The sequence below is a fragment of the Aeromonas sobria genome (genome assembly GCF_050266975.1).
Taxonomy (GTDB): Bacteria; Pseudomonadota; Gammaproteobacteria; order Enterobacterales; family Aeromonadaceae; genus Aeromonas; species Aeromonas sobria_B.
Map to the genome: position 1 here is coordinate 1 of NZ_JBKISU010000024.1, position 18650 is coordinate 18650.

The window sequence follows — 18650 nt, forward strand, 5'->3', positions numbered from 1 at the left end:
TGATGTCTTTTGCCAGCTCAGCGGCCAGTGCTTTGAGTTTGTCTTGGTCCATTTGCTTACCCACGAAGGTATCCTTTTGAAAAAGTTACTTATTCGTGGGCGGTTACACAATTGGATTTACAGGCTCGGTTGGACATCGTATTGCGGCCAGAGTAGCGTGGCACTCCGGCACCTCTGCGCCCCACCATGTCCCCCCTCATCTTCATGCCGGACCAGCCATGGAGCAGCCTAGACACCTGGCCAGGCTGCCATGGCGATGTGCACCATCCCCTGATCGGGGCGCTGCTATTGTTGTCCTGTTGTCCTGTTGTCCTGTTGTCCTGTTGTCCTGTTGTCCTGTTGTCCTGTTGCCCATCCCCGACCCAGAGACTGGCTGTGGTATGCCGGCCCCATCTCATCGCCTTTCCCCTCGACCCTGTGCAGGCGCCGCCATCCTGGCACAGTGACCGTCGGTACGTTATTGCCTCCCCTGAGCCGTGACGCTGCCTGCGGCGTCGAGGACGCTTTATTGATATGTCACAAGACGCTGATGCCGTGATTGTGTTCTGATAGAGTCCACTGTTATCCGGGATTGTGAGAAGGGGAGGAGAGGGCGTTGAATGGTGAGTTGATCTGGGTTCTCTGCCTGCTGCTGGGGGCCATCTACCTGTTTGTCAGCAACCGGGTGCGCATGGATGTGACGGCGCTGCTGGTGCTTATCCTGTTCGTGCTGAGCGGCACCCTGACCCTGACCGAGGCGCTGGCCGGTTTCAGTGATCCCAGCGTCATCCTGATCGCCGCCCTGTTCGTGGTGGGGGAGGGGCTGGTGCGCACCGGCATCGCCTATCAGGTGGGCGATGCCCTGGTGAAGGTGGCGGGCAACAGCGAGATCCGCTTGCTGGTGCTGCTGATGGTGGCGGTGGCCGGGCTCGGCGCCGTGATGAGCTCGACCGGAGTGGTGGCGATCTTCATCCCTGTGGTACTCAGCGTCGCGAACCGCATGGGGATCCCGGCGGGACGGCTCATGATGCCGCTCGGCTTCGCCGGCCTCATCAGCGGCATGATGACCCTGGTGGCAACGCCTCCCAACATGGTGGTCAACAGCGAGCTGGTGCGCCATGGCATCCCGGGCTTTGGCTTCTTCAGCTTCAGCCCCATGGGCCTGCTCATTCTGTTGCTCGGCATCGCTTACATGCTGCTGGTGCGCGGCTCCCTGGCCAGGGACGTCCAACCGGGACGCAGCAAGGGGAGCAGGCGCAGCACGCTGCGGGATCTCATCCGCGATTATCGCCTGACCGGGCGGGCGCGGCGACTGGCGATCCGGCCGGGGTCGCCCCTGATAGGCCATACCCTGGATGCCTTGCAACTGCGGGCCCGCTACGGTGCCAACATCATAGGGGTGGAGCGCTGGCGCAAGTTTCGGCGGGTCATGGTGAGCGTTTCCGGGATCTCGGAGTTTCAGGCGCGGGACGTGCTGCTCATCGACATGGCGGATCCCGAGGTGGATATCCGAACGTTCTGCAGCGAGGCCATGCTCGAGCCCATGATACTGCGGGGCGATTACTTCTCGGATCAGGCGCGGGAGGTGGGGCTGGCCGAGGTGTCGCTCATCCCCGAATCCAGCCTGCTCGGCAAGAGCCTGCGGGAGACGGCGTTTCGCAATCAGTATGGCTTGAGCGTGGTGGGAATCAGGCGCAATGGCGAAGCCCTGGCCGGGCGCCTGGTGGACGAGCCGCTGCAGCTGGGAGACAGGTTGCTGCTGGCGGGCAACTGGAGCCTCATCCGTCAGCTGCACAGCCATCACCGCGATTTCCTGCTGCTGGGGCTGCCGGCCGAGGTGGACGAGATGGCCCCGGCGCGCAGCCAGGCGGCCTATGCGCTGCTCTCGTTGGGGATCATGGTGCTGCTGATGGTGACGGATCCCGTGCCCAATGTGGTGGCGGCACTGATCGCCTGCCTGCTGATGGGCCAGTTTCGCTGTATCGATCTCGAGAGCGCCTACAAGTCCATTCACTGGCCGACCCTGATCCTCATCGTCGGCATGCTGCCCTTCGCCCTGGCCCTGCAAAAGACCGGCGGGGTGGACCTGATTGTCGGGGGCCTGATGGCCCTGGTCGGGGAGATGGGGCCGCGGGTGATGCTGGCCAGCCTGTTCGCCCTGACGGCCCTGACCGGTCTGTTCATCTCCAACACGGCAACCGCCGTCTTGATGGCGCCCATCGCCATCGGCGCCGCCCAGCAGATGGGTGTCTCGCCCTATCCCTTCGCCATGACCATTGCCATCGCGGCCTCGGCAGCCTTCATGACCCCCGTCTCCTCGCCGGTCAATACCCTGGTGCTGGGGCCCGGCGAGTACGGCTTCATCGACTTCGTGCGGATCGGGGTGCCCTTCACCCTGCTGGTGATGGCGGTGAGCGTGTTGACCATTCCCTGGCTGTTCCCGTTCTGACCCCTGAGATGAGAGACGAGCGGCCCCTGGGCCGCTTTTTCATGGGGGCCATTGGTGATGGAGATGGGTTTGCCGGGGGAGGCGGGGAAAAACGGACACAAAAAAACCAGCCTGAGCTGGTCTGTTTGGTACTGCGATTGATGGTGCGGAAGGAGAGACTCGAACTCTCACGCCTAGGGCGCCAGAACCTAAATCTGGTGCGTCTACCAATTTCGCCACTTCCGCAAAACAATATGGTGGCTATGACGGGATTCGAACCTGTGACCCTCGCATTATGAGTGCGATGCTCTAACCAACTGAGCTACATAGCCTTGGATGTCTAAACAAACAGGGCCAGCGGCCCTGTTCGTGTGTCATCGACATCTTCATGTCAACGACGGGTAAAAATGGCTGTGGTACTAGAATGCGGACCTAGGTACGTTGACGAGAGCAAAACCTCTCACGCTTACCACACTGCCTTACGTCACCGGTCAAGCCGATGATAAAAATAATGGCTGGGGTACTAGGATTCGAACCTAGGGATGGCGAGATCAAAACCCGCTGCCTTACCGCTTGGCGATACCCCAACAGAACAATAATGGTGGCTATGACGGGATTCGAACCTGTGACCCTCGCATTATGAGTGCGATGCTCTAACCAACTGAGCTACATAGCCGTCTTGTATGCGACATGGTCGTGTACAAGGAAAAACAGCTGCGGCATCAGGATTCGAACCTAGGTGCGTTGACGAGAGCAGAAGCTCTCACGCTTGCCACAGCGAGTCACCAACAGCGTCGATGACGGGAAATAATGGCTGGGGTACTAGGATTCGAACCTAGGGATGGCGAGATCAAAACCCGCTGCCTTACCGCTTGGCGATACCCCAACAGTGCTCCTCAACGATCATCATACCGGCAAGGAACTTTAGAAAATGGCTGGGGCACTAGGATTCGAACCTAGGTATGGCGAGATCAAAACCCGCTGCCTTACCGCTTGGCGATGCCCCAACAGCGCTCCTCAACAGTCGTTGGACTGGCAAGTAGCTTTCAAAAATGGCTGTGGTACTAGGATTGAAACCTAGGCACATTGACAAGATAAAAACCGCTCAATGTTTCCACAACTCGTTACCGACAAATGAGCGTCGATAACTAAGAATAATGGCTGGGGTACTAGGATTCGAACCTAGGAATGGCGAGATCAAAACCCGCTGCCTTACCGCTTGGCGATACCCCAACAGAACAATAATGGTGGCTATGACGGGATTCGAACCTGTGACCCTCGCATTATGAGTGCGATGCTCTAACCAACTGAGCTACATAGCCAACCTTGCGTCCAGTGCCTCGTTGCCTCGTCACTGTGCGGCCCGAATTATGCGTATCTGGCTTTGGGGCGTCAACCCTTTTTTTGTGAGAAAAACCGAATTTGGGTGCGTTTGGCCAGATATTGCGCTCTGTCGCGCAAAAGCCCAACAATCTGACTTTTTTAAGCTCAGGGAGCCTTGGGCGAACCGCTGTTCCCCCTTAAAAAACAGGCCAGTAAATGCTGGCCTGTCATGGGGTTAGACGTTGAACAGGAAGTTCATGATATCGCCATCCTTGACGATATAGTCCTTGCCTTCGGCGCGCATCTTGCCCGCTTCCTTCGCGCCTTGCTCACCCTTGTAGGTGATAAAGTCGTCAAACGCTATGGTTTGCGCGCGAATAAAGCCTTTTTCGAAGTCGGTGTGGATCTTGCCAGCCGCCTGCGGCGCCGTGGCACCAACCGGGATGGTCCAGGCCCGTACTTCCTTCACCCCGGCGGTGAAATAGGTCTGCAGATTCAGCAGCTCGTAGCCGGAGCGGATCACCCGGTTCAGGCCCGGCTCCTCTATGCCCAGATCCGCCATGAACTCGGCGCGATCGGCGTCATCCAGCTCGGCGATGTCCGCCTCGATGGCGCAGCAGACCACGACCACCACGGCATTCTCGGCGGCGGCGATCTCGCGCACCTTGTCGAGGAAGGGGTTGTTGTCAAAGCCGTCTTCCGCCACGTTGGCGATATACATGGTGGGTTTGAGGGTCAGGAAGTTGAGGTGGGCAACGGCGGCCAGCTCCTCCTTGGAGAGGTCCAGGCCACGGATCATCTTGCCATCTTCCAGAGCGGCCTTGATCTTTTCGAGCGTCTCCACTTCCAGCTTGGCATCCTTGTCACCGCCCTTGGCGCGCTTGGACTGGCGATGGATGGCGCGCTCGCAGGCATCCAGATCCGACAGGGCCAGCTCGGTGTTGATCACCTCGATGTCATCGGCCGGGGAGACCTTGCCGGCGACGTGGACGATGTTCTCGTCTTCGAAGCAGCGCACCACGTGGCCGATGGCCTCGGTCTCGCGGATGTTGGCCAGGAACTGGTTGCCCAGACCCTCACCCTTGGAGGCGCCTGCCACCAGGCCGGCGATGTCCACGAACTCCATGGTGGTCGGCACCACGCGCTGGGGGTTGATGATGGCCGCCAACTGGTCGAGACGGGGATCCGGCATGGGGACCACACCCGTGTTCGGCTCAATGGTGCAGAACGGGAAGTTGGCGGCTTCGATGCCGGCCTTGGTCAGCGCATTGAACAGGGTGGATTTGCCTACATTGGGCAGGCCCACGATACCGCATTTAAAACCCATGGATAGTTACCTTAACTTGGTGGATGCTGTGAGGCCGCCCGGGCGACCCGTGTCATGCTTTCTCGGCCTGGCGCCACTTCGTGGTGCCCGACCTTGGTCATATCTTGCTCGTGATGGCCCATCCGGCGTGCCGGATCAGGCTTTCTCGGCCTTGAAGCTGTGCAGGCGGTTCATGGCCTTGGTCATGTCTTGCTTGAACAGGATGTCGGTGGCGCGCAGGGCTTCGTCCAGCGCGGCATCGATCAGGCTCTGTTCGCTGCTGGGCGCCTTGGTCAGCACGAAGCCGGCGACCAGCTCCTTGGCACCGGGGTGGCCAATGCCGAGCCGCAACCGGAAGAACTCCTTGTTGTTGCCCATCTTGGCGATGATGTCCTTGAGGCCGTTGTGGCCGCCATGGCCGCCACCCTGCTTGAACTTGGCGATGCCGGGGGGCAGATCCAGCTCATCGTGGGCCACCAGCATCTCTTGTGGCTCTATCTGGTAGAAGCGGGCCAGTGCGGCCACCGCCTTGCCGGAGAGATTCATGTAGGTGTTCGGAATGAGCAGGCGAACGTCCTGCCCCTCCACCAGGATGCGGGCGGTGTGGCCATAAAACTTGGGCTCTTCACGCAGGCTGACATTGTGCCAGCGGGCCAGCTGCTCGACATACCAGGCACCCGCATTGTGGCGGGTCTTGGCATACTCGGCGCCGGGGTTGCCCAGCCCGACGATCAGTTTGATTTGAGTTGTCACGCTTGATGTCTTCACTCGCTACTTGCCATGAGCGGATGGCCCGGGGCAATGGGACGCAATATTCTAGCCGCCGAGTGGCGATCACTCAACCAATGCCGTCCCGCCGTGCCCACAGCCCCGGAAAAGAGAAAAACCGCCACGGGGGCGGTTTTTCTGATCTGGCCTGCCAGCAAGCTGGCGAGCCGGCATCAATGCTCGAACATGGCAGAGATGGACTCTTCGTTGCTGATGCGGCGGATAGCCTCGGCCAGCACGGTAGAGAGGGTCAGCTGCTTGACCTTGCCAATGGCCTTCATCTCCGGGGTGAGCGGGATGGAGTCGGTGATGATCAGCTCGTCGATGACGGAGTTCTTGATGTTCTCGACGGCGGTGCCGGAGAAAACCGGGTGGGTCGCGTAGGCAAACACCCGCTTGGCGCCGCGCTCTTTCAGCGCTTCGGCGGCCTTGCACAGGGTGCCGCCGGTATCGATCATGTCGTCGACTATGATGCAGTCGCGGTCGGCGACGTCACCGATCAGGTGCATGACCTGGGAGACGTTCGGACGGGGACGACGCTTGTCGATGATGGCGATGTCGGTGTCATCCAGCAGCTTGGCGATGGCGCGGGCACGGACCACGCCGCCGATGTCCGGAGAGACGACCACGGGGGACTCGAGGTTTTTGGACTTCATGTCTTCCAGCAGCACCGGGCTGCCGAACACGTTGTCGACCGGGACATCGAAGAAGCCCTGGATCTGTTCGGCATGCAGGTCAACGGTCAGCACGCGATCCACACCCACGCTGGAGAGGAAGTCTGCGACGACCTTGGCGGTGATGGGCACACGGGCGGAGCGGACGCGGCGGTCCTGGCGGGCATAGCCAAAGTAGGGAATGACAGCAGTGATACGGCCAGCTGAAGCACGACGCAGGGCATCCACCATCACGATCAATTCCATCAAATTGTCGTTGGTCGGGGCACAGGTGGATTGAATGATGAAGATATCGCCACCACGTACATTCTCATTGATCTGTACGCTGATTTCGCCGTCGCTAAAGCGACCTACGGCAGCATTGCCGAGTTTGATAAACAGGCGATCTGCGATCTTCTGGGCTAGTTCCGGCGTTGCGTTACCAGCAAACAGCTTCATGTCAGGCACGGTTTGAAACCTCGGGGTTGCATCCAGTATGTGGGTGAGTCCGTTATCGGACCCATAATCGTTCGCTAGCAAACGATTTAGCAAGCTGACGGGGCAGGGGCCAGGGACCCGGACCGGCAGGCCAACCGAGTGAACGATGCACAGACCTTATAGCAGAGGAGAGGGGGTCGAAGCCATGACGGGAGTCTGCCTTCGGTTACACTTCCCGTACTGCAATGATGGCTGGGGTACTAGGATTCGAACCTAGGAATGGCGAGATCAAAACCCGCTGCCTTACCGCTTGGCGATACCCCAATCATTGAGCCTGTTGCAATGTCACGAAGAGTGGTGATATGTTCTCGCCCTTGGCGACAAACCCTCCCCACGCTTTCGGTACCTTGGCCAACACCTTTCGAGCACTCACTTCGTCTTCAAACTGAGCAAAGACGCAGGCTCCTGTGCCCGTCATTCTTGACGGCGCGTATTCTAGCAACCAGCCGAGCGCATTGGCAACCTCGGGGTGGCGCTTTTTCACCAGGGGCTCGCAATCGTTTTTCCATTCTCCAGCCAGCAACCCCTGCAATGTCAATTTAGGGGTATTTCTGGGCAGTTCGGGATCCTGAAACACGGCCGCCGTGCTGACATGGCACTCCGGCTTGATCACCAGATACCAGTGCTGCGGCAGAGTGACCGGCTGCAACTGCTCTCCTACCCCTTCGGCAAAGGCGGCGCGACCGCGCACGAACACCGGCACGTCGGCCCCCAGGCTGACACCGAGCTCGGCCAGCTCATCCTGGGTGAGCCCCGCCTGCCAGAGGTGATTCAAGGCCACCAGGGTGGTGGCGGCGTCAGACGAACCCCCGCCGATGCCGCCCCCCATGGGCAGAATTTTCTCCAGCCGGATATGGGCTCCCTGGGGGCGCGGCAATCTGGCTTGCAGCAGGCGGGCGGCGCGGATGATGAGATTCTGCTCATCGGGTACCCCAGGGATGGCCGGGCTCAGGGTGAGCTGGTCCGTGTCCGGCAGGGGCTCGAATTCGAGCCAGTCGCCCTGGTCGAGGAAGATGAACAGGGTCTGCAACTCGTGATAACCGTCGGGGCGGCGGCCGTTGATGTGCAGGAAGAGATTGAGTTTGGCCGGGGCGGGCCAGCGCATCTGGGTCATGGTTGCAGAGCCCACTCGTTGATCTGCAGTTTGAGGCGGCTCTGGGGCCCCGTCATGGTGAGCAGGTGGGGCAGGCGGTAGCCGTCCTGATCCCGGTACTCCTGGTAGCTTATCTGCCACTGGCCATCGCGCACGCTCGCCAGGCTGTTGTCGGGGTTGAGGCGGTAGTCCGCCTTGCCGGGCAGCCCTTTTATCCAGTCCGGCAGGCCGGCGATGGGCAGGTGCCAGCCGGTGAGCTGGAAGATGAGCGCCTCGGCATCCTGGCTCTGGTGCTGGCGCCCCTCGTTGTCAGTCAGGCTGATCCGGCCCTGGCTGCGGGAGAGCTCCAGTATGCTGGTGCCGATGAGGCTGGTGAGGTTGAGGCGATAATCCTCGCCATCTTGCTGCCAGTTGAGGCGGGCGCTGCCCCTCTGCTGGGCGCTGATGATGGCCATCTTGCCCGACAGCTGCCAGTGGTCGAGTCGCTCGAGGCGGGCGCGCTCCTGCTGCCAATCCACTTGCTGGCGCTGGGGGGAGGTGGTGGTGCAACCGGCGAGCAGCAGCAGGCCGAGCAGGGGCAAAAGTCGCAAGAACAAGGTTGGGCTCCCAACATGGTGATTTGGCACAGTATACGGGGCGGCCGTATTGCTTTTAAAGCCTTACCCTTTCTCGTACAATTGGCGGCCTTATACACCCTGTGCCCAAGAAACGATCAGCGCCCACTCATGAGTCTGCTTGCCCTCGGAATCAACCACAACACCGCCAGTGTCGCCTTGCGGGAACGGGTCGCCTTTGGCCCCGATTGCATCGACCACGCCTTGCGGGAGTTGGCTGCGCAGCCCGGGGTGCACGAGGCGGTGATCGTCTCCACCTGCAACCGCACTGAGCTCTATTGCGCCCTGGAGCAGGGCCATGACGAGCAGGTCACCCAGTGGTTGCAGCGCTACCACGGCCTGGATGCCAGCGAGGTGCAGGGCGCCCTCTATCGCCATCACGACGAGGAGGCGGTGCGCCACCTGATGCGGGTCGCCTGCGGCCTCGACTCCCTGGTGCTGGGGGAGCCGCAGATCCTGGGGCAGATCAAGCAGTCCTACGCCCATGCCCAGCAGGCCGAGGTGCTCAAGGGCTCGCTGGAGCGCCTGTTCCAGAAGTCGTTCTCGGTGGCGAAAAGAGTGCGCACCGACACCGAGATCGGCGCCAGCGCCGTGTCGGTGGCCTTCGCCGCGGTCAGCCTGGCCCGGCGCATCTTCTCGGATCTCTCCCAGACCAAGGTGCTGCTGGTGGGCGCCGGCGAGACCATAGAACTGGTGGCCCGCCATCTGCGCGAGCAGAACGTGCGCCAGATGATGGTGGCCAACCGCACCCTGCAACGGGCCCATGCCCTGGCCGAGGAGTTTGGCGCCCAGGTGATGACGCTCGAAGAGATCCCCGATTACCTGCACGAGGCGGACATCGTCATCAGCTCCACCGCCAGCCCCTTGCCCATCATCGGCAAGGGCATGGTGGAGCGGGCCCTCAAGGCGCGCCGTTTCAGACCCATGTTCCTGGTGGACATAGCGGTGCCGCGGGACATCGAGGCCGAGGTGGACGATCTCTCCGATGCCTACCTCTACACGGTGGACGATCTGCAGGGGATCATCGAGCAGAACCTGGAGACCCGCAAACGGGCGGCCGCCGAGGCCGAGCTCATCGTGCAGGAAGAGCGGGACGACTTCATGGGCTGGTACCGCTCGCTTCATGCGGTCGACCTCATTCGCGATTACCGCGCCCAGGCCCAGCAGTATGCCGAAGAGGAGCTGGCCCGCACCCTGCAAGCCCTGGCACAGGGGGAGTCCCCGGAGGCGGCCGCCCGCGCCCTGAGCCACAGGCTCACCAACAAGCTGATCCATGCCCCGACCCAGGCCCTGCGCCAGGCCGGCGCCAGTGGCGATCGGGAGCAGCTGGGTCAGCTGCGCCAGATCCTTGGCCTGTCCGCCGAATAACCTTGTCCGGGCCCGCCGTGGCCCCGTCACCATTGAGATACCGGAAACCATGAACCCGTCACTGATCAGAAAGCTGGAAGGCCTCATCGAGCGCCATGAAGAAGTACAGGCCCTGCTCGGCGAACCCGGGGTCGCCTCGGATCAGGACAGATACCGTGCCCTGACCCGGGAATATGCCCAGCTGGAAGATATCGTTCACGCCTTCCAGCGCTTTCGCCAGGCCGAAGAGGATCTCGAGACCACCAGGCTGATGCTGGAGGAGGACGATGCCGAGCTGCGCGAGATGGCGCAGGAGGAGCTGCCCCTGGTCAAGGCCAGACTGGAGGAGCAGGAGCAGGCGCTGCAGGTGATGCTGCTGCCCCGGGATCCTCGGGATGACAACAACTGCTACCTGGAGATCCGCGCCGGCGCCGGTGGCGACGAGGCGGCCATCTTCGCAGGCGACTTGTTTCGCATGTATTCCCGCTATGCCGAGCGACAGGGCTGGCGCGTCTCCATCGTCAGCTGCAACGACGGCGAGCATGGCGGCTACAAGGAGGTGATCGCCAAGGTGGACGGTGAGCACGTCTACGGTCGCCTCAAGTTCGAGTCCGGCGGCCACCGGGTGCAGCGGGTGCCGGAGACCGAATCCCAGGGCCGGGTCCACACCTCCGCCTGCACCGTCGCCGTGCTGCCGGAAGTGCCGGAAGCCGAGCAGATCGAGATCAATGCCTCGGACTTGAAGATAGATACCTTCCGCGCCTCCGGGGCCGGTGGTCAGCACGTCAACAAGACCGACTCCGCCATTCGTATCACCCACCTGCCCACCGGCCTGGTGGTGGAGTGCCAGGATGAGCGCTCCCAGCACAAGAACCGCGCCAAGGCGATGTCCGTGCTCTCCGCCCGCCTGCAGGCGGCCGAGGACGAGCGCCACCGCGCCGCCGAGCAGAGCACCCGTCGCAACCTGGTGGGCTCGGGGGATCGCTCCGAGCGCATCCGTACCTACAACTATCCCCAGGGCCGCCTCTCCGAGCACCGCATCAACCTCACCCTCTATCGCCTCGGTGAAATCCTCGAAGGGGATCTGGATTGCGTCATCACCCCCCTGGTGCAGGAGTATCAGGCGGATCAGCTCGCCTCCCTGGCGGATAACGGCTGATGAGCACAGTGCCGATGCAAGGAGGCTCGCTGGCGGCGTTCGCCATGGCGAGCGGACGGGAGCGCCACTGATGCAGATCCAGCAGGCCCGCGCCCACATCATGGCGACCCTGGCCTCCGGGGAATCCCCCCGCGCCGATGCCGATGCCCTGCTCTGTCATCTGCTGGGGTGTCGGCGCAGCTACCTGATGACCTGGCCCGAGCGCGAGCTCGATGCCGCCCAGCAGGCCACTCTGCAAGCCTGGCTTGATCGCCGTCTCGCTGGCGAGCCCATCGCCCATCTCATCGGCGAGCGGGAGTTCTGGTCCCTACCGTTGAAAGTGAGCCCGGCCACCCTGATCCCGCGCCCGGACACCGAGCTGCTGGTGGAACAGGCGCTGGCGCGCTTGCCGGCCGGCCCCTGCGCCCTGCTGGATCTGGGCACAGGCACCGGCGCCATCGCGCTGGCGCTCAAGTCCGAGCGCCCCGATGCCGATATCTGGGCGGTGGATCGGATGCCGGACGCCGCCGCTCTGGCCCGCGCCAACAGCGCCGCCCTGGGGCTACCCATCGAGGTGCGCGAGGGGAGCTGGTTTGCGCCCCTGTCTGATGCGCCGCCCTTTGCGATGATCGTCTCCAATCCCCCCTACATCGACGGGGAGGATCAGCATCTGGCCCAGGGGGATGTGCGTTTCGAGCCACGCTCGGCCCTGGTGGCCGACGAGCAGGGGCTGGCTGACCTGCGCCAGATAGTGGCGCAGGCCCCCGACCATCTGCTGCCGGGGGGCTGGCTCTTGCTGGAACACGGCTGGGAGCAGGGGGAGGCGGTACGTCGCCTGCTGCTAGACCAGGGTTATCAGCAGGTTGCGACAGTGCGTGACTACGGGGACAACGAACGGGTGACCCTGGGATGCCGGCCCGGCGTGGCGGCTGAGCCCGATCCCGCGCCATTTAAAGGATAGGGGTTCTCTTTTACCCTTTACCCCATTCGCGGTGAGCGGGCCAACCGGCCGGCGCGCCGCAACGAGTCAATTGAGGTTTTGTGATGTATTTTGCCATCAAGCATCTGCACCTGCTGCTGATCGCCGCCGCCGTGCTGATGTTTATCCTGCGTTTTTACTGGCAGCAGACCGGATCTCCTCTGGCGCGCAGCCCACGCACCCTGCAAGTGAGCGGCTGGTGCAACGGCCTGGTGGTGATCAGCGGAGTGCTATTGTGCATGGTGCTGGATCTCAACCCCCTCAACAACGCCGTGCCCTGGCTCAGCGAGAAGCTGGTGGCCATCCTGGTGGTGGCCTTCCTGGGGCTGATGGCCCTGCGCCTGGCCCGGGGCAATCTGATCCGCTGGTTCGCCTTCCTGGGCTCCCTGGGCTGGCTCTATTTCGTGGTCAAGCTGGCCCTGTTCAAACATGCCAGCCTGTTTGCGTGAGGAGTGAGGATGTCAACAAGCCATCGGCGCCGCGCGGCCGGTTTTACCTTGAATGTCTGTGGCGGCCTGCTTCGCCCGGGGGAGTCTGATGTTTCGCATCGATGAGTGGACCGATTTCGAGGCTCAGGATCTGGCGCTGCTGGCCCTGAGTGTCAGCGAGGATATCTATCAGCGCGACACCGAAGAGGCCCTGCGGGAACTGGAGCTGCTGGATGAGTGGCTTAACGACTCCATCCATGAGGGCACGGCGGACGAGGTGCGCAGCCAGCTGCTCCAGGGGTTCTACCAGGGCCTGGGCTTTCACGGCGACTGGCAGGATTTCTTCTCCTCCACCAACAGCGATCTGGCCGCCGTCCTGACCGGGCGCCAGGGGATCCCGGTCAGCCTCGGCATACTGCTGATCCAGCTCGGGCGGCGCATCGGCCTCGACGTGGAGGGGATCTGCTTCCCTGGCTACTTCCTGGTGAGCTTCGCCGGCGACGAGGGGGAGGTCTATGTCGATCCCTTCAACGGCGAGGTGCTAAGTCTGGCCCGCATCGAGTCGCTGCTGCGGGGCGCCCTCGGCAACCTGGCGACCCTGAGCCAGGATTACCTGCAGCCCTCGGGCCAGTGGGAGATCATCGAGCGGCTGCTCAACGTCAACAAGGCGGCCCTGCTGCGGGAGAACCGCATGACGGAGGCGCTGCGCGCCAGCGAACTGCTGCTGCGGATGAAGCCGGGGGATCCCCAGGAGACGCGGGATCGGGGCTTCATCTACGAGCAGCTGGATTGCCCGCGCTTTGCCGCCGACGATTTCGAATACTTCATTGAACAGTGCCCGGACGATCCGGTGGCCGATGTGCTCAAGATGCAGCTGGCCGCCCTGGATCTCAGCCCCAAGCCTCTTCATTGAGGCGGCCTGGGAAGTGCAACATGGGAAGTGCAACATGGGAAGTGCAACAGAAGAACATCAAGCCCCAAGCCTCTTCACCTAAGGCGGCCTGGGCAACGACACAGAAGCATATCCAGGTCTGTGTGCCCAAGGCACTGCAGACTAACTTGGATTCACGCCTTTTCACCTAAGGATGCCTGAGATGGAACAGAAGAATATCAAGATCAACCAGATCGATGTCGCCAATGACAAGCCCTTCGTGCTGTTTGGCGGCATGAACGTGCTGGAATCCCGCGACATGGCGATGGCGGTGTGCGAGAAGTACGTGGAAGTGACCAGCAAGCTCGGCATCCCCTTCGTGTTCAAGGCGAGCTGGGACAAGGCGAATCGCTCCTCCATCCACTCCTACCGCGGCCCGGGCCTGGAAGAGGGGATGAAGATCTTCGAGGAGCTTAAACGCACCTTCGGCATGCCGGTCATCTCCGATCTGCACGAAGTGCATCAGGCCAAGCCGGTCGCCGAGGTAGTGGACGTCATCCAGTTGCCCGCCTTCCTGGCGCGCCAGACCGATCTGGTGGAGGCCATGGCCCGCACCGGCAACGTCATCAACATCAAGAAGCCGCAGTTCCTCAGCCCAAGCCAGATGAAGAACATCACCGACAAGTTCGAGGAGTGCGGCAACGATCAATTGATCCTGTGCGAGCGCGGCGCCAACTTCGGCTACGACAACCTGGTGGTGGACATGCTGGGGCTGGGGGTGATGAAGAAGAGTACAGGCGGCTACCCCGTCATCTTCGACGTGACCCACTCATTGCAGTGCCGCGATCCCCTGGGGGCCGCCTCCGGTGGTCGCCGTGACCAGGTGACCGAGCTGGCCCGTGCCGGCATGGCGGTGGGCCTGGCGGGTCTGTTTATTGAGTCCCACCCAGATCCCAAGGTGGCCCGTTGCGACGGCCCGAGCGCCCTGCCCCTGGACAAGCTGGAAGGCTTCCTCAAGCAGATGAAGGCCATCGACGATCTCATCAAGGGCTTCGAGCCCCTGGATACCTCCGCCTGATAGCGACGGTCGTCACGGCAAATGAACAAGGCCTCGCGATGCGGGGCCTTGTCGTATCGGCGCCGGGCATGACCCACAAAAAACGGCCCGTGCGGGCCGTTTTTGAGGGTACCTGTGAGCGCAGGGCGAGTTAGAGGCTCTGGGTGAAGGTACGGGTGATGACGTCGCGCTGCTGCTCCGGGGTCAGGGCGTTGAAACGCACCGCATAGCCGGAGACGCGGATGGTCAGCTGGGGATATTTTTCCGGATTGGCGACCGCATCTTCCAGGGTCTCGCGGCTCAGCACGTTGACGTTCAGGTGCTGGCCCCCCTCGACCACGGGCTCGCTCTGCAGCGGCAGCTCACGGTATTCGAACTGGCCTAGATCAGACAGCTTGACTTCCTGATCGGCGGCGAAGACATCACCCTTGGCGCAGATGCAGCGCGCCTGTTGCTGCGCCTCGTCCAGCAGCCAGAAAGAGTTCAGCAACGCTGCGTTGGCGGCCTGGGTGATTTGAATGCCCTTGATCATGGTATGACTCCTCATGGGAAAGCGGATTCAACTGTAAGGACATTACCCTGATGTATTTAAACCACCTGGGTGATTTAAAGGGCCCTTGCCTTACACCTTTACTTTGATGGGGTCATATATAGCACGGTGGTAATAAAACCAAATTTGATCCAAATCAAAAAATACCCGGAAAGCGGCGCTTTCAGGTATTTAATTCATTGAGTTTAATCAAATTAAAGTGATTTTTACCAAAACATAAGATATGCCAATTATGCTTCTTTTGATTTATTAATCTAGTAATTTAACTACATCTTATCGCAATTCTTGTCCGCATCTGAGCGGTTGGTCCGGCCCGGGGCGGGCTCTTGCCGACTGCCCTGGGTCCCGCAGCCGAGTGAGGTCATCCTTGCCCCGGTTGCACCCGAGGGGGCATCCCCCTATTCTGGGCCCCTTGCCAAAACTGAGAACGAGGTATCCCGGTGTTGACCTGGACGGATGTGATTGGCTCCCAGAAGGAGCAGGATTATTTCAAGCAGACCCTGGCCGCTGTCAGGGCCGAGCGGGAGGCGGGCAAGCTGGTCTATCCCCCCGCCAGCGAGGTATTCAACGCCTTCAAGCTGACCGAGCTCGCCGATGTCAAGGTGGTGATCCTGGGGCAGGATCCCTATCACGGCCCGAATCAGGCCCATGGCCTCTGTTTCTCCGTGCTGCCCGGGGTGCGCACCCCGCCCTCCCTGGTCAACATCTACAAGGAGATGGCGCGGGACTTGCCCGGTTTCACCATCCCCCATCACGGCTTTCTCGAGTCCTGGGCCAGGCAGGGGGTGCTGCTGCTCAATACGGTGCTGACGGTGGAAGCGGGCCAGGCGCACTCTCATGCCAGCCTGGGATGGGAGACCTTCACCGATCGGGTGATTGAACAGATCAATGTCAGCCGCGAAGGGGTGGTGTTTCTGCTGTGGGGGGCCCATGCCCAGAAGAAGGGGCGTTTCATCGATCGACATCGCCACCATGTGCTGACGGCGCCCCATCCCAGCCCGCTCTCTGCCCATCGGGGTTTCATCGGTTGTGGCCACTTCAGCGAGGCCAATCGTCTGCTGGAGCAACAGGGTCAGGGACCCATCGCGTGGGACTCTGTCTGCGGTTGACTTGACGAAGGGCAAAGTTGAGGGGGCAAATGGCCGTATACTCAAAGGCGGACATGCTCATTTTTAAGCCAAGGAGAGCTTATGTTAGCCAAGCTGCACCAGGACCATCTCAACATCGCAAAACTACTTAAGTTGCTGAAAAGCAAGCTCGATGCCATCAATGAGGAGCGAGCGGTCAACTATGCGCTGGTGCGTGATGTGATCGACTACCTGCGAGAGGTGTCTGATAGCTACCACCATCCCAAGGAAGACCTGATCTATGAGTACTACCTCAAGTACCGCCTGGTCGAAGGGGAGATCAGTCACCGCCTGCAACTGGAGCACGCCAGCCTGATAGAGGCGGGCACCGAGCTCAAGGAGATGGTGGAGATGATACTGCTGGATGCCGTCATCCCCCTCGACCAGTTCACCGCCAAGCTGGCTCGCTTCATCGCCCAGCAGGAGGCCCACATGAACTACGAGGAGGGGGTGGTGTTCCCCCTGCTGCGGGAGGCGCTGACCGAGGATGACTGGCGTCAGCTGGAGCAGCAGTGGCAGAACCGGGCCATCGGCGATCCCCTGTTCGGACCCGAGGTGAGCCAGCACTTCAGGGAGCTGGCCCACCGGCTCTCGTTGCCCATCGTCTGACATCACCACAATGGCGCAGGCCCGGCATAGTGCCGGGCCTGCTGTTTATGGGGTCTGCTGACTGATGAGGCACCGAACCCTGGCCACCGCACCCATAAAAAGGCCCCGCAGAGGCGGGGCCTGGTCGAGAGAGGATGCCGTTACAGCACTATCTCCTCGGAGAGACTATCGTAGGTGATATCGATCGACTGCAGCTCCTTTTGCAGACGATGTTTATCCTTCAATGCCTCAATCTCCCTCCATTTGCGTTTCTTTCCCGTTGTCCCGCGACCGCGTGAACCCAGATCAACAACATCTTCAACGTCAAAGCTGAACATATCCATGGATCCCTCCTTGGTTGTTATTTTTTTCACCAACCGTATAACACAGCGCTATGAAAATTAAAACGTTTTCATTACAGCCATATGACGGGTGTCAATCGGGCGATTTTTCTGGCGATAAAAAAACCGGACACCCTCGCGGGCATCCGGTTTGCTCATGGCGTCACTGGGGGCAGCCTCAGGCCAGGCGGCTGGCCAGCATGGTTTCCAGCTTGCCCTGGTCGACGGCAAACAGGCGGATGCCTTCGGCCAGCTTCTCGACGGCCATGGCGTCCTGGTTCAGCTCCCAGCGGAACTGGGCTTCGCTCATCGGTGCCGGCTTTGCCTGACGCTCGCCGGTATAGTGCAGCTTGCGCTCGACCACACCCTCGGCCTTGCTCAGCTCTTCCAGCAGGGCCGGGCCTATGGTCAGGCGGTCACAGCCGGCCAGTTCCAGGATCTCGCCGGTGTTGCGGAAGCTCGCCCCCATCACCACGGTCGGGTAGTCGTGCTGCTTGTAGTAGTCGTAGATGGCGGTGACGGAGACCACGCCCGGATCTTCGCTGGCGGTGTAGTCACGGTTGTGCTTGGCCTTGTACCAGTCGAGGATGCGGCCGACGAAGGGGGAGATCAGGAAGGCGCCGGCTTCGGCGCAGGCACGGGCCTGGGCGAAGGAGAACAGCAGGGTCAGGTTGCACTGGATGCCCTCTTTCTCCAGCACTTCGGCGGCACGAATGCCTTCCCAGGTGGAGGCCAGCTTGATCAGGATGCGATCGTTGCTGATACCCGCTTCGTTGTAGAGGCGGATCAGCTTGCGGGCCTTGGCGATGCTGGCGTCGGTGTCGAAGGAGAGGCGGGCGTCCACTTCGGTGGAGATGCGGCCCGGCACTATCTTCAGCACTTCCAGACCGATATTGACCGCCAGCTTGTCGCCGGCATCGATGATCTGCTGCGCCTTGTCCTGGCTCTGGGCCTTGGCCCAGGCGATGGCGTCGTCGATCAGGGGCGCATACTCGGGGATCTCGGCGGCCTTCAACACCAGGGAGGGGTTGGTGGTGGCGTCGGTCGGCTGGTAGCGCTTGATGGCTTCGATATCACCGGTGTCGGCGACGACTGTGGTCAGGGCTTTGAGCTGGGTTAATTTATCGGCCATGGCAAATATCATCTCTTGATGGGGAGTCATCCCGGGGTGATGGCGTGGGCGGCCAGTTTTGAAACTTAATTACAAAACCAGGGCGGCGGACGCTCAGAACTGCGGGACGGGAGCTCCCCATCCACACTGTTTGCCTACTTAATACAGTTGGGGGGCCGCCCGCAAGAGGGGGGATTGCGCAGGGATCGAACAGCGGGGGGAGCCATGGGGTGAGCCATGGTTAAAGTTAATGATTTATATCAGTTTTTTCATGCTTCCCCATCCTTTTCGAGTCACTTGTCAACGATACTTTTTTCAGGGTTTTTCCGGTTTTGTGTGATTGATCACAAAAAATATCATGACCGCTACTTGAAATTTTATTACGTGTAAAACGTTTGGCGTGACGAGGTCGATTTTCTATCCTCGCCTGGCAAACGTTTGAGCAAACGAT

General features: G+C 61.1%; 16 protein-coding genes, 9 tRNA genes and 1 pseudogene. 9 read left to right on the top strand and 17 right to left on the bottom strand.

Annotated features, from left to right (window positions below; all coding sequences use genetic code 11):
• The first annotated feature begins 595 nt into the window (after nt 1-595).
• The gene (locus tag ACLHZ1_RS14040; protein ID WP_427262594.1) at nt 596-2428 is read left to right on the top strand and encodes an SLC13 family permease; all 1833 of its coding nucleotides are present in this window, start codon (nt 596-598) and stop codon (nt 2426-2428) included.
• A 141-nt stretch (nt 2429-2569) separates the two neighbouring features.
• On the opposite strand, the gene ACLHZ1_RS14045 is transcribed toward ACLHZ1_RS14040, so the two are convergent.
• The 14 genes and pseudogenes from ACLHZ1_RS14045 to lolB form a co-directional block, all read right to left on the bottom strand.
• Nucleotides 2570-2653 (bottom strand) — tRNA-Leu (locus ACLHZ1_RS14045).
• 9 nt (nt 2654-2662) lie between these two features.
• Nucleotides 2663-2739 (bottom strand) — tRNA-Met (locus ACLHZ1_RS14050).
• 180 nt (nt 2740-2919) lie between these two features.
• Nucleotides 2920-2994: transfer RNA gene (locus ACLHZ1_RS14055), tRNA-Gln, on the bottom strand.
• A gap of 12 nt (nt 2995-3006) precedes the next feature.
• A tRNA-Met gene (locus tag ACLHZ1_RS14060) sits at nt 3007-3083 on the bottom strand.
• A gap of 135 nt (nt 3084-3218) precedes the next feature.
• Nucleotides 3219-3293 (bottom strand) — tRNA-Gln (locus tag ACLHZ1_RS14065).
• Nucleotides 3294-3339: 46 nt separating this feature from the next.
• Nucleotides 3340-3414: transfer RNA gene (locus ACLHZ1_RS14070), tRNA-Gln, on the bottom strand.
• Nucleotides 3415-3565: 151 nt separating this feature from the next.
• Nucleotides 3566-3640: transfer RNA gene (locus ACLHZ1_RS14075), tRNA-Gln, on the bottom strand.
• Between the two features lie 12 nt (nt 3641-3652).
• Nucleotides 3653-3729: transfer RNA gene (locus tag ACLHZ1_RS14080), tRNA-Met, on the bottom strand.
• 236 nt (nt 3730-3965) lie between these two features.
• Nucleotides 3966-5057 carry a redox-regulated ATPase YchF gene (gene ychF, locus ACLHZ1_RS14085; protein ID WP_041993139.1) on the bottom strand — a complete coding sequence of 364 codons (1092 nt, stop codon included), beginning with the start codon at nt 5055-5057 and terminating at the stop codon, nt 3966-3968.
• A gap of 135 nt (nt 5058-5192) precedes the next feature.
• Nucleotides 5193-5789, bottom strand: coding sequence for an aminoacyl-tRNA hydrolase (gene pth, locus ACLHZ1_RS14090; protein ID WP_427262595.1), 597 nt, complete (start codon nt 5787-5789; stop codon nt 5193-5195).
• A gap of 188 nt (nt 5790-5977) precedes the next feature.
• Nucleotides 5978-6925, bottom strand: coding sequence for a ribose-phosphate pyrophosphokinase (locus tag ACLHZ1_RS14095; RefSeq protein ID WP_427262596.1), 948 nt, complete (start codon nt 6923-6925; stop codon nt 5978-5980).
• A gap of 219 nt (nt 6926-7144) precedes the next feature.
• Nucleotides 7145-7219, bottom strand: a tRNA-Gln gene (locus ACLHZ1_RS14100).
• A pseudogene (gene ispE / locus ACLHZ1_RS14105) lies at nt 7199-8069 on the bottom strand (4-(cytidine 5'-diphospho)-2-C-methyl-D-erythritol kinase). The gene ACLHZ1_RS14100 and the pseudogene ispE overlap by 21 nt, the downstream one beginning before the upstream one ends.
• Nucleotides 8066-8644 (bottom strand): lipoprotein insertase outer membrane protein LolB, encoded by a 579-nt coding sequence (gene lolB, locus ACLHZ1_RS14110; protein ID WP_427262597.1) that lies wholly within the window; start codon nt 8642-8644, stop codon nt 8066-8068. The pseudogene ispE and the gene lolB overlap by 4 nt, the downstream one beginning before the upstream one ends.
• A 129-nt stretch (nt 8645-8773) precedes the next feature.
• Between lolB and hemA the strand changes: the two genes are divergently transcribed.
• The 6 genes from hemA to kdsA all read left to right on the top strand — a co-directional run bounded on the left by hemA (nt 8774) and on the right by kdsA (nt 14503).
• A complete protein-coding gene (gene hemA / locus ACLHZ1_RS14115) occupies nt 8774-10030 on the top strand; it encodes a glutamyl-tRNA reductase (RefSeq protein ID WP_427262598.1) in 1257 nt (418 codons plus the stop codon).
• Nucleotides 10031-10079: 49 nt separating this feature from the next.
• On the top strand, nt 10080-11168 hold the full coding sequence (prfA, locus tag ACLHZ1_RS14120; RefSeq protein ID WP_427262599.1) for a peptide chain release factor 1: 1089 nt from the start codon (nt 10080-10082) through the stop codon (nt 11166-11168).
• 70 nt (nt 11169-11238) lie between these two features.
• Entirely contained in the window at nt 11239-12108 is an 870-nt protein-coding gene (gene prmC, locus ACLHZ1_RS14125; protein ID WP_427262600.1) for a peptide chain release factor N(5)-glutamine methyltransferase, read from the top strand.
• Between the two features lie 83 nt (nt 12109-12191).
• The gene (locus ACLHZ1_RS14130) at nt 12192-12575 is read left to right on the top strand and encodes a SirB2 family protein (protein WP_408792618.1); all 384 of its coding nucleotides are present in this window, start codon (nt 12192-12194) and stop codon (nt 12573-12575) included.
• 88 nt (nt 12576-12663) lie between these two features.
• Entirely contained in the window at nt 12664-13467 is an 804-nt protein-coding gene (locus ACLHZ1_RS14135) for a SirB1 family protein (protein ID WP_427262601.1), read from the top strand.
• 181 nt (nt 13468-13648) lie between these two features.
• Nucleotides 13649-14503: a 3-deoxy-8-phosphooctulonate synthase gene (kdsA, locus tag ACLHZ1_RS14140; RefSeq protein ID WP_427262602.1), complete on the top strand. Its 855-nt coding sequence runs from the start codon at nt 13649-13651 to the stop codon at nt 14501-14503.
• A 130-nt stretch (nt 14504-14633) separates the two neighbouring features.
• Here kdsA and grcA read toward each other — a convergent pair whose 3' ends face one another.
• Nucleotides 14634-15014 (bottom strand): autonomous glycyl radical cofactor GrcA, encoded by a 381-nt coding sequence (gene grcA, locus ACLHZ1_RS14145; protein WP_111873745.1) that lies wholly within the window; start codon nt 15012-15014, stop codon nt 14634-14636.
• A 458-nt stretch (nt 15015-15472) separates the two neighbouring features.
• Here grcA and ung point away from each other — a divergent pair, with 458 nt between their 5' ends.
• Nucleotides 15473-16141, top strand: coding sequence for a uracil-DNA glycosylase (ung, locus tag ACLHZ1_RS14150; RefSeq protein ID WP_427262603.1), 669 nt, complete (start codon nt 15473-15475; stop codon nt 16139-16141).
• Between the two features lie 81 nt (nt 16142-16222).
• Nucleotides 16223-16768, top strand: a complete 546-nt coding sequence (locus ACLHZ1_RS14155; protein WP_427262604.1) for a hemerythrin domain-containing protein — start codon at nt 16223-16225, stop codon at nt 16766-16768.
• A gap of 140 nt (nt 16769-16908) precedes the next feature.
• On the opposite strand, the gene ACLHZ1_RS14160 is transcribed toward ACLHZ1_RS14155, so the two are convergent.
• Complete coding sequence (locus tag ACLHZ1_RS14160) at nt 16909-17091, bottom strand: DUF3545 family protein (RefSeq protein WP_427262605.1); 183 nt, start codon at nt 17089-17091, stop codon at nt 16909-16911.
• Nucleotides 17092-17266: 175 nt separating this feature from the next.
• Nucleotides 17267-18220 carry a transaldolase gene (gene tal, locus ACLHZ1_RS14165; RefSeq protein WP_408792610.1) on the bottom strand — a complete coding sequence of 318 codons (954 nt, stop codon included), beginning with the start codon at nt 18218-18220 and terminating at the stop codon, nt 17267-17269.
• Nucleotides 18221-18650: the final 430 nt, after the last annotated feature.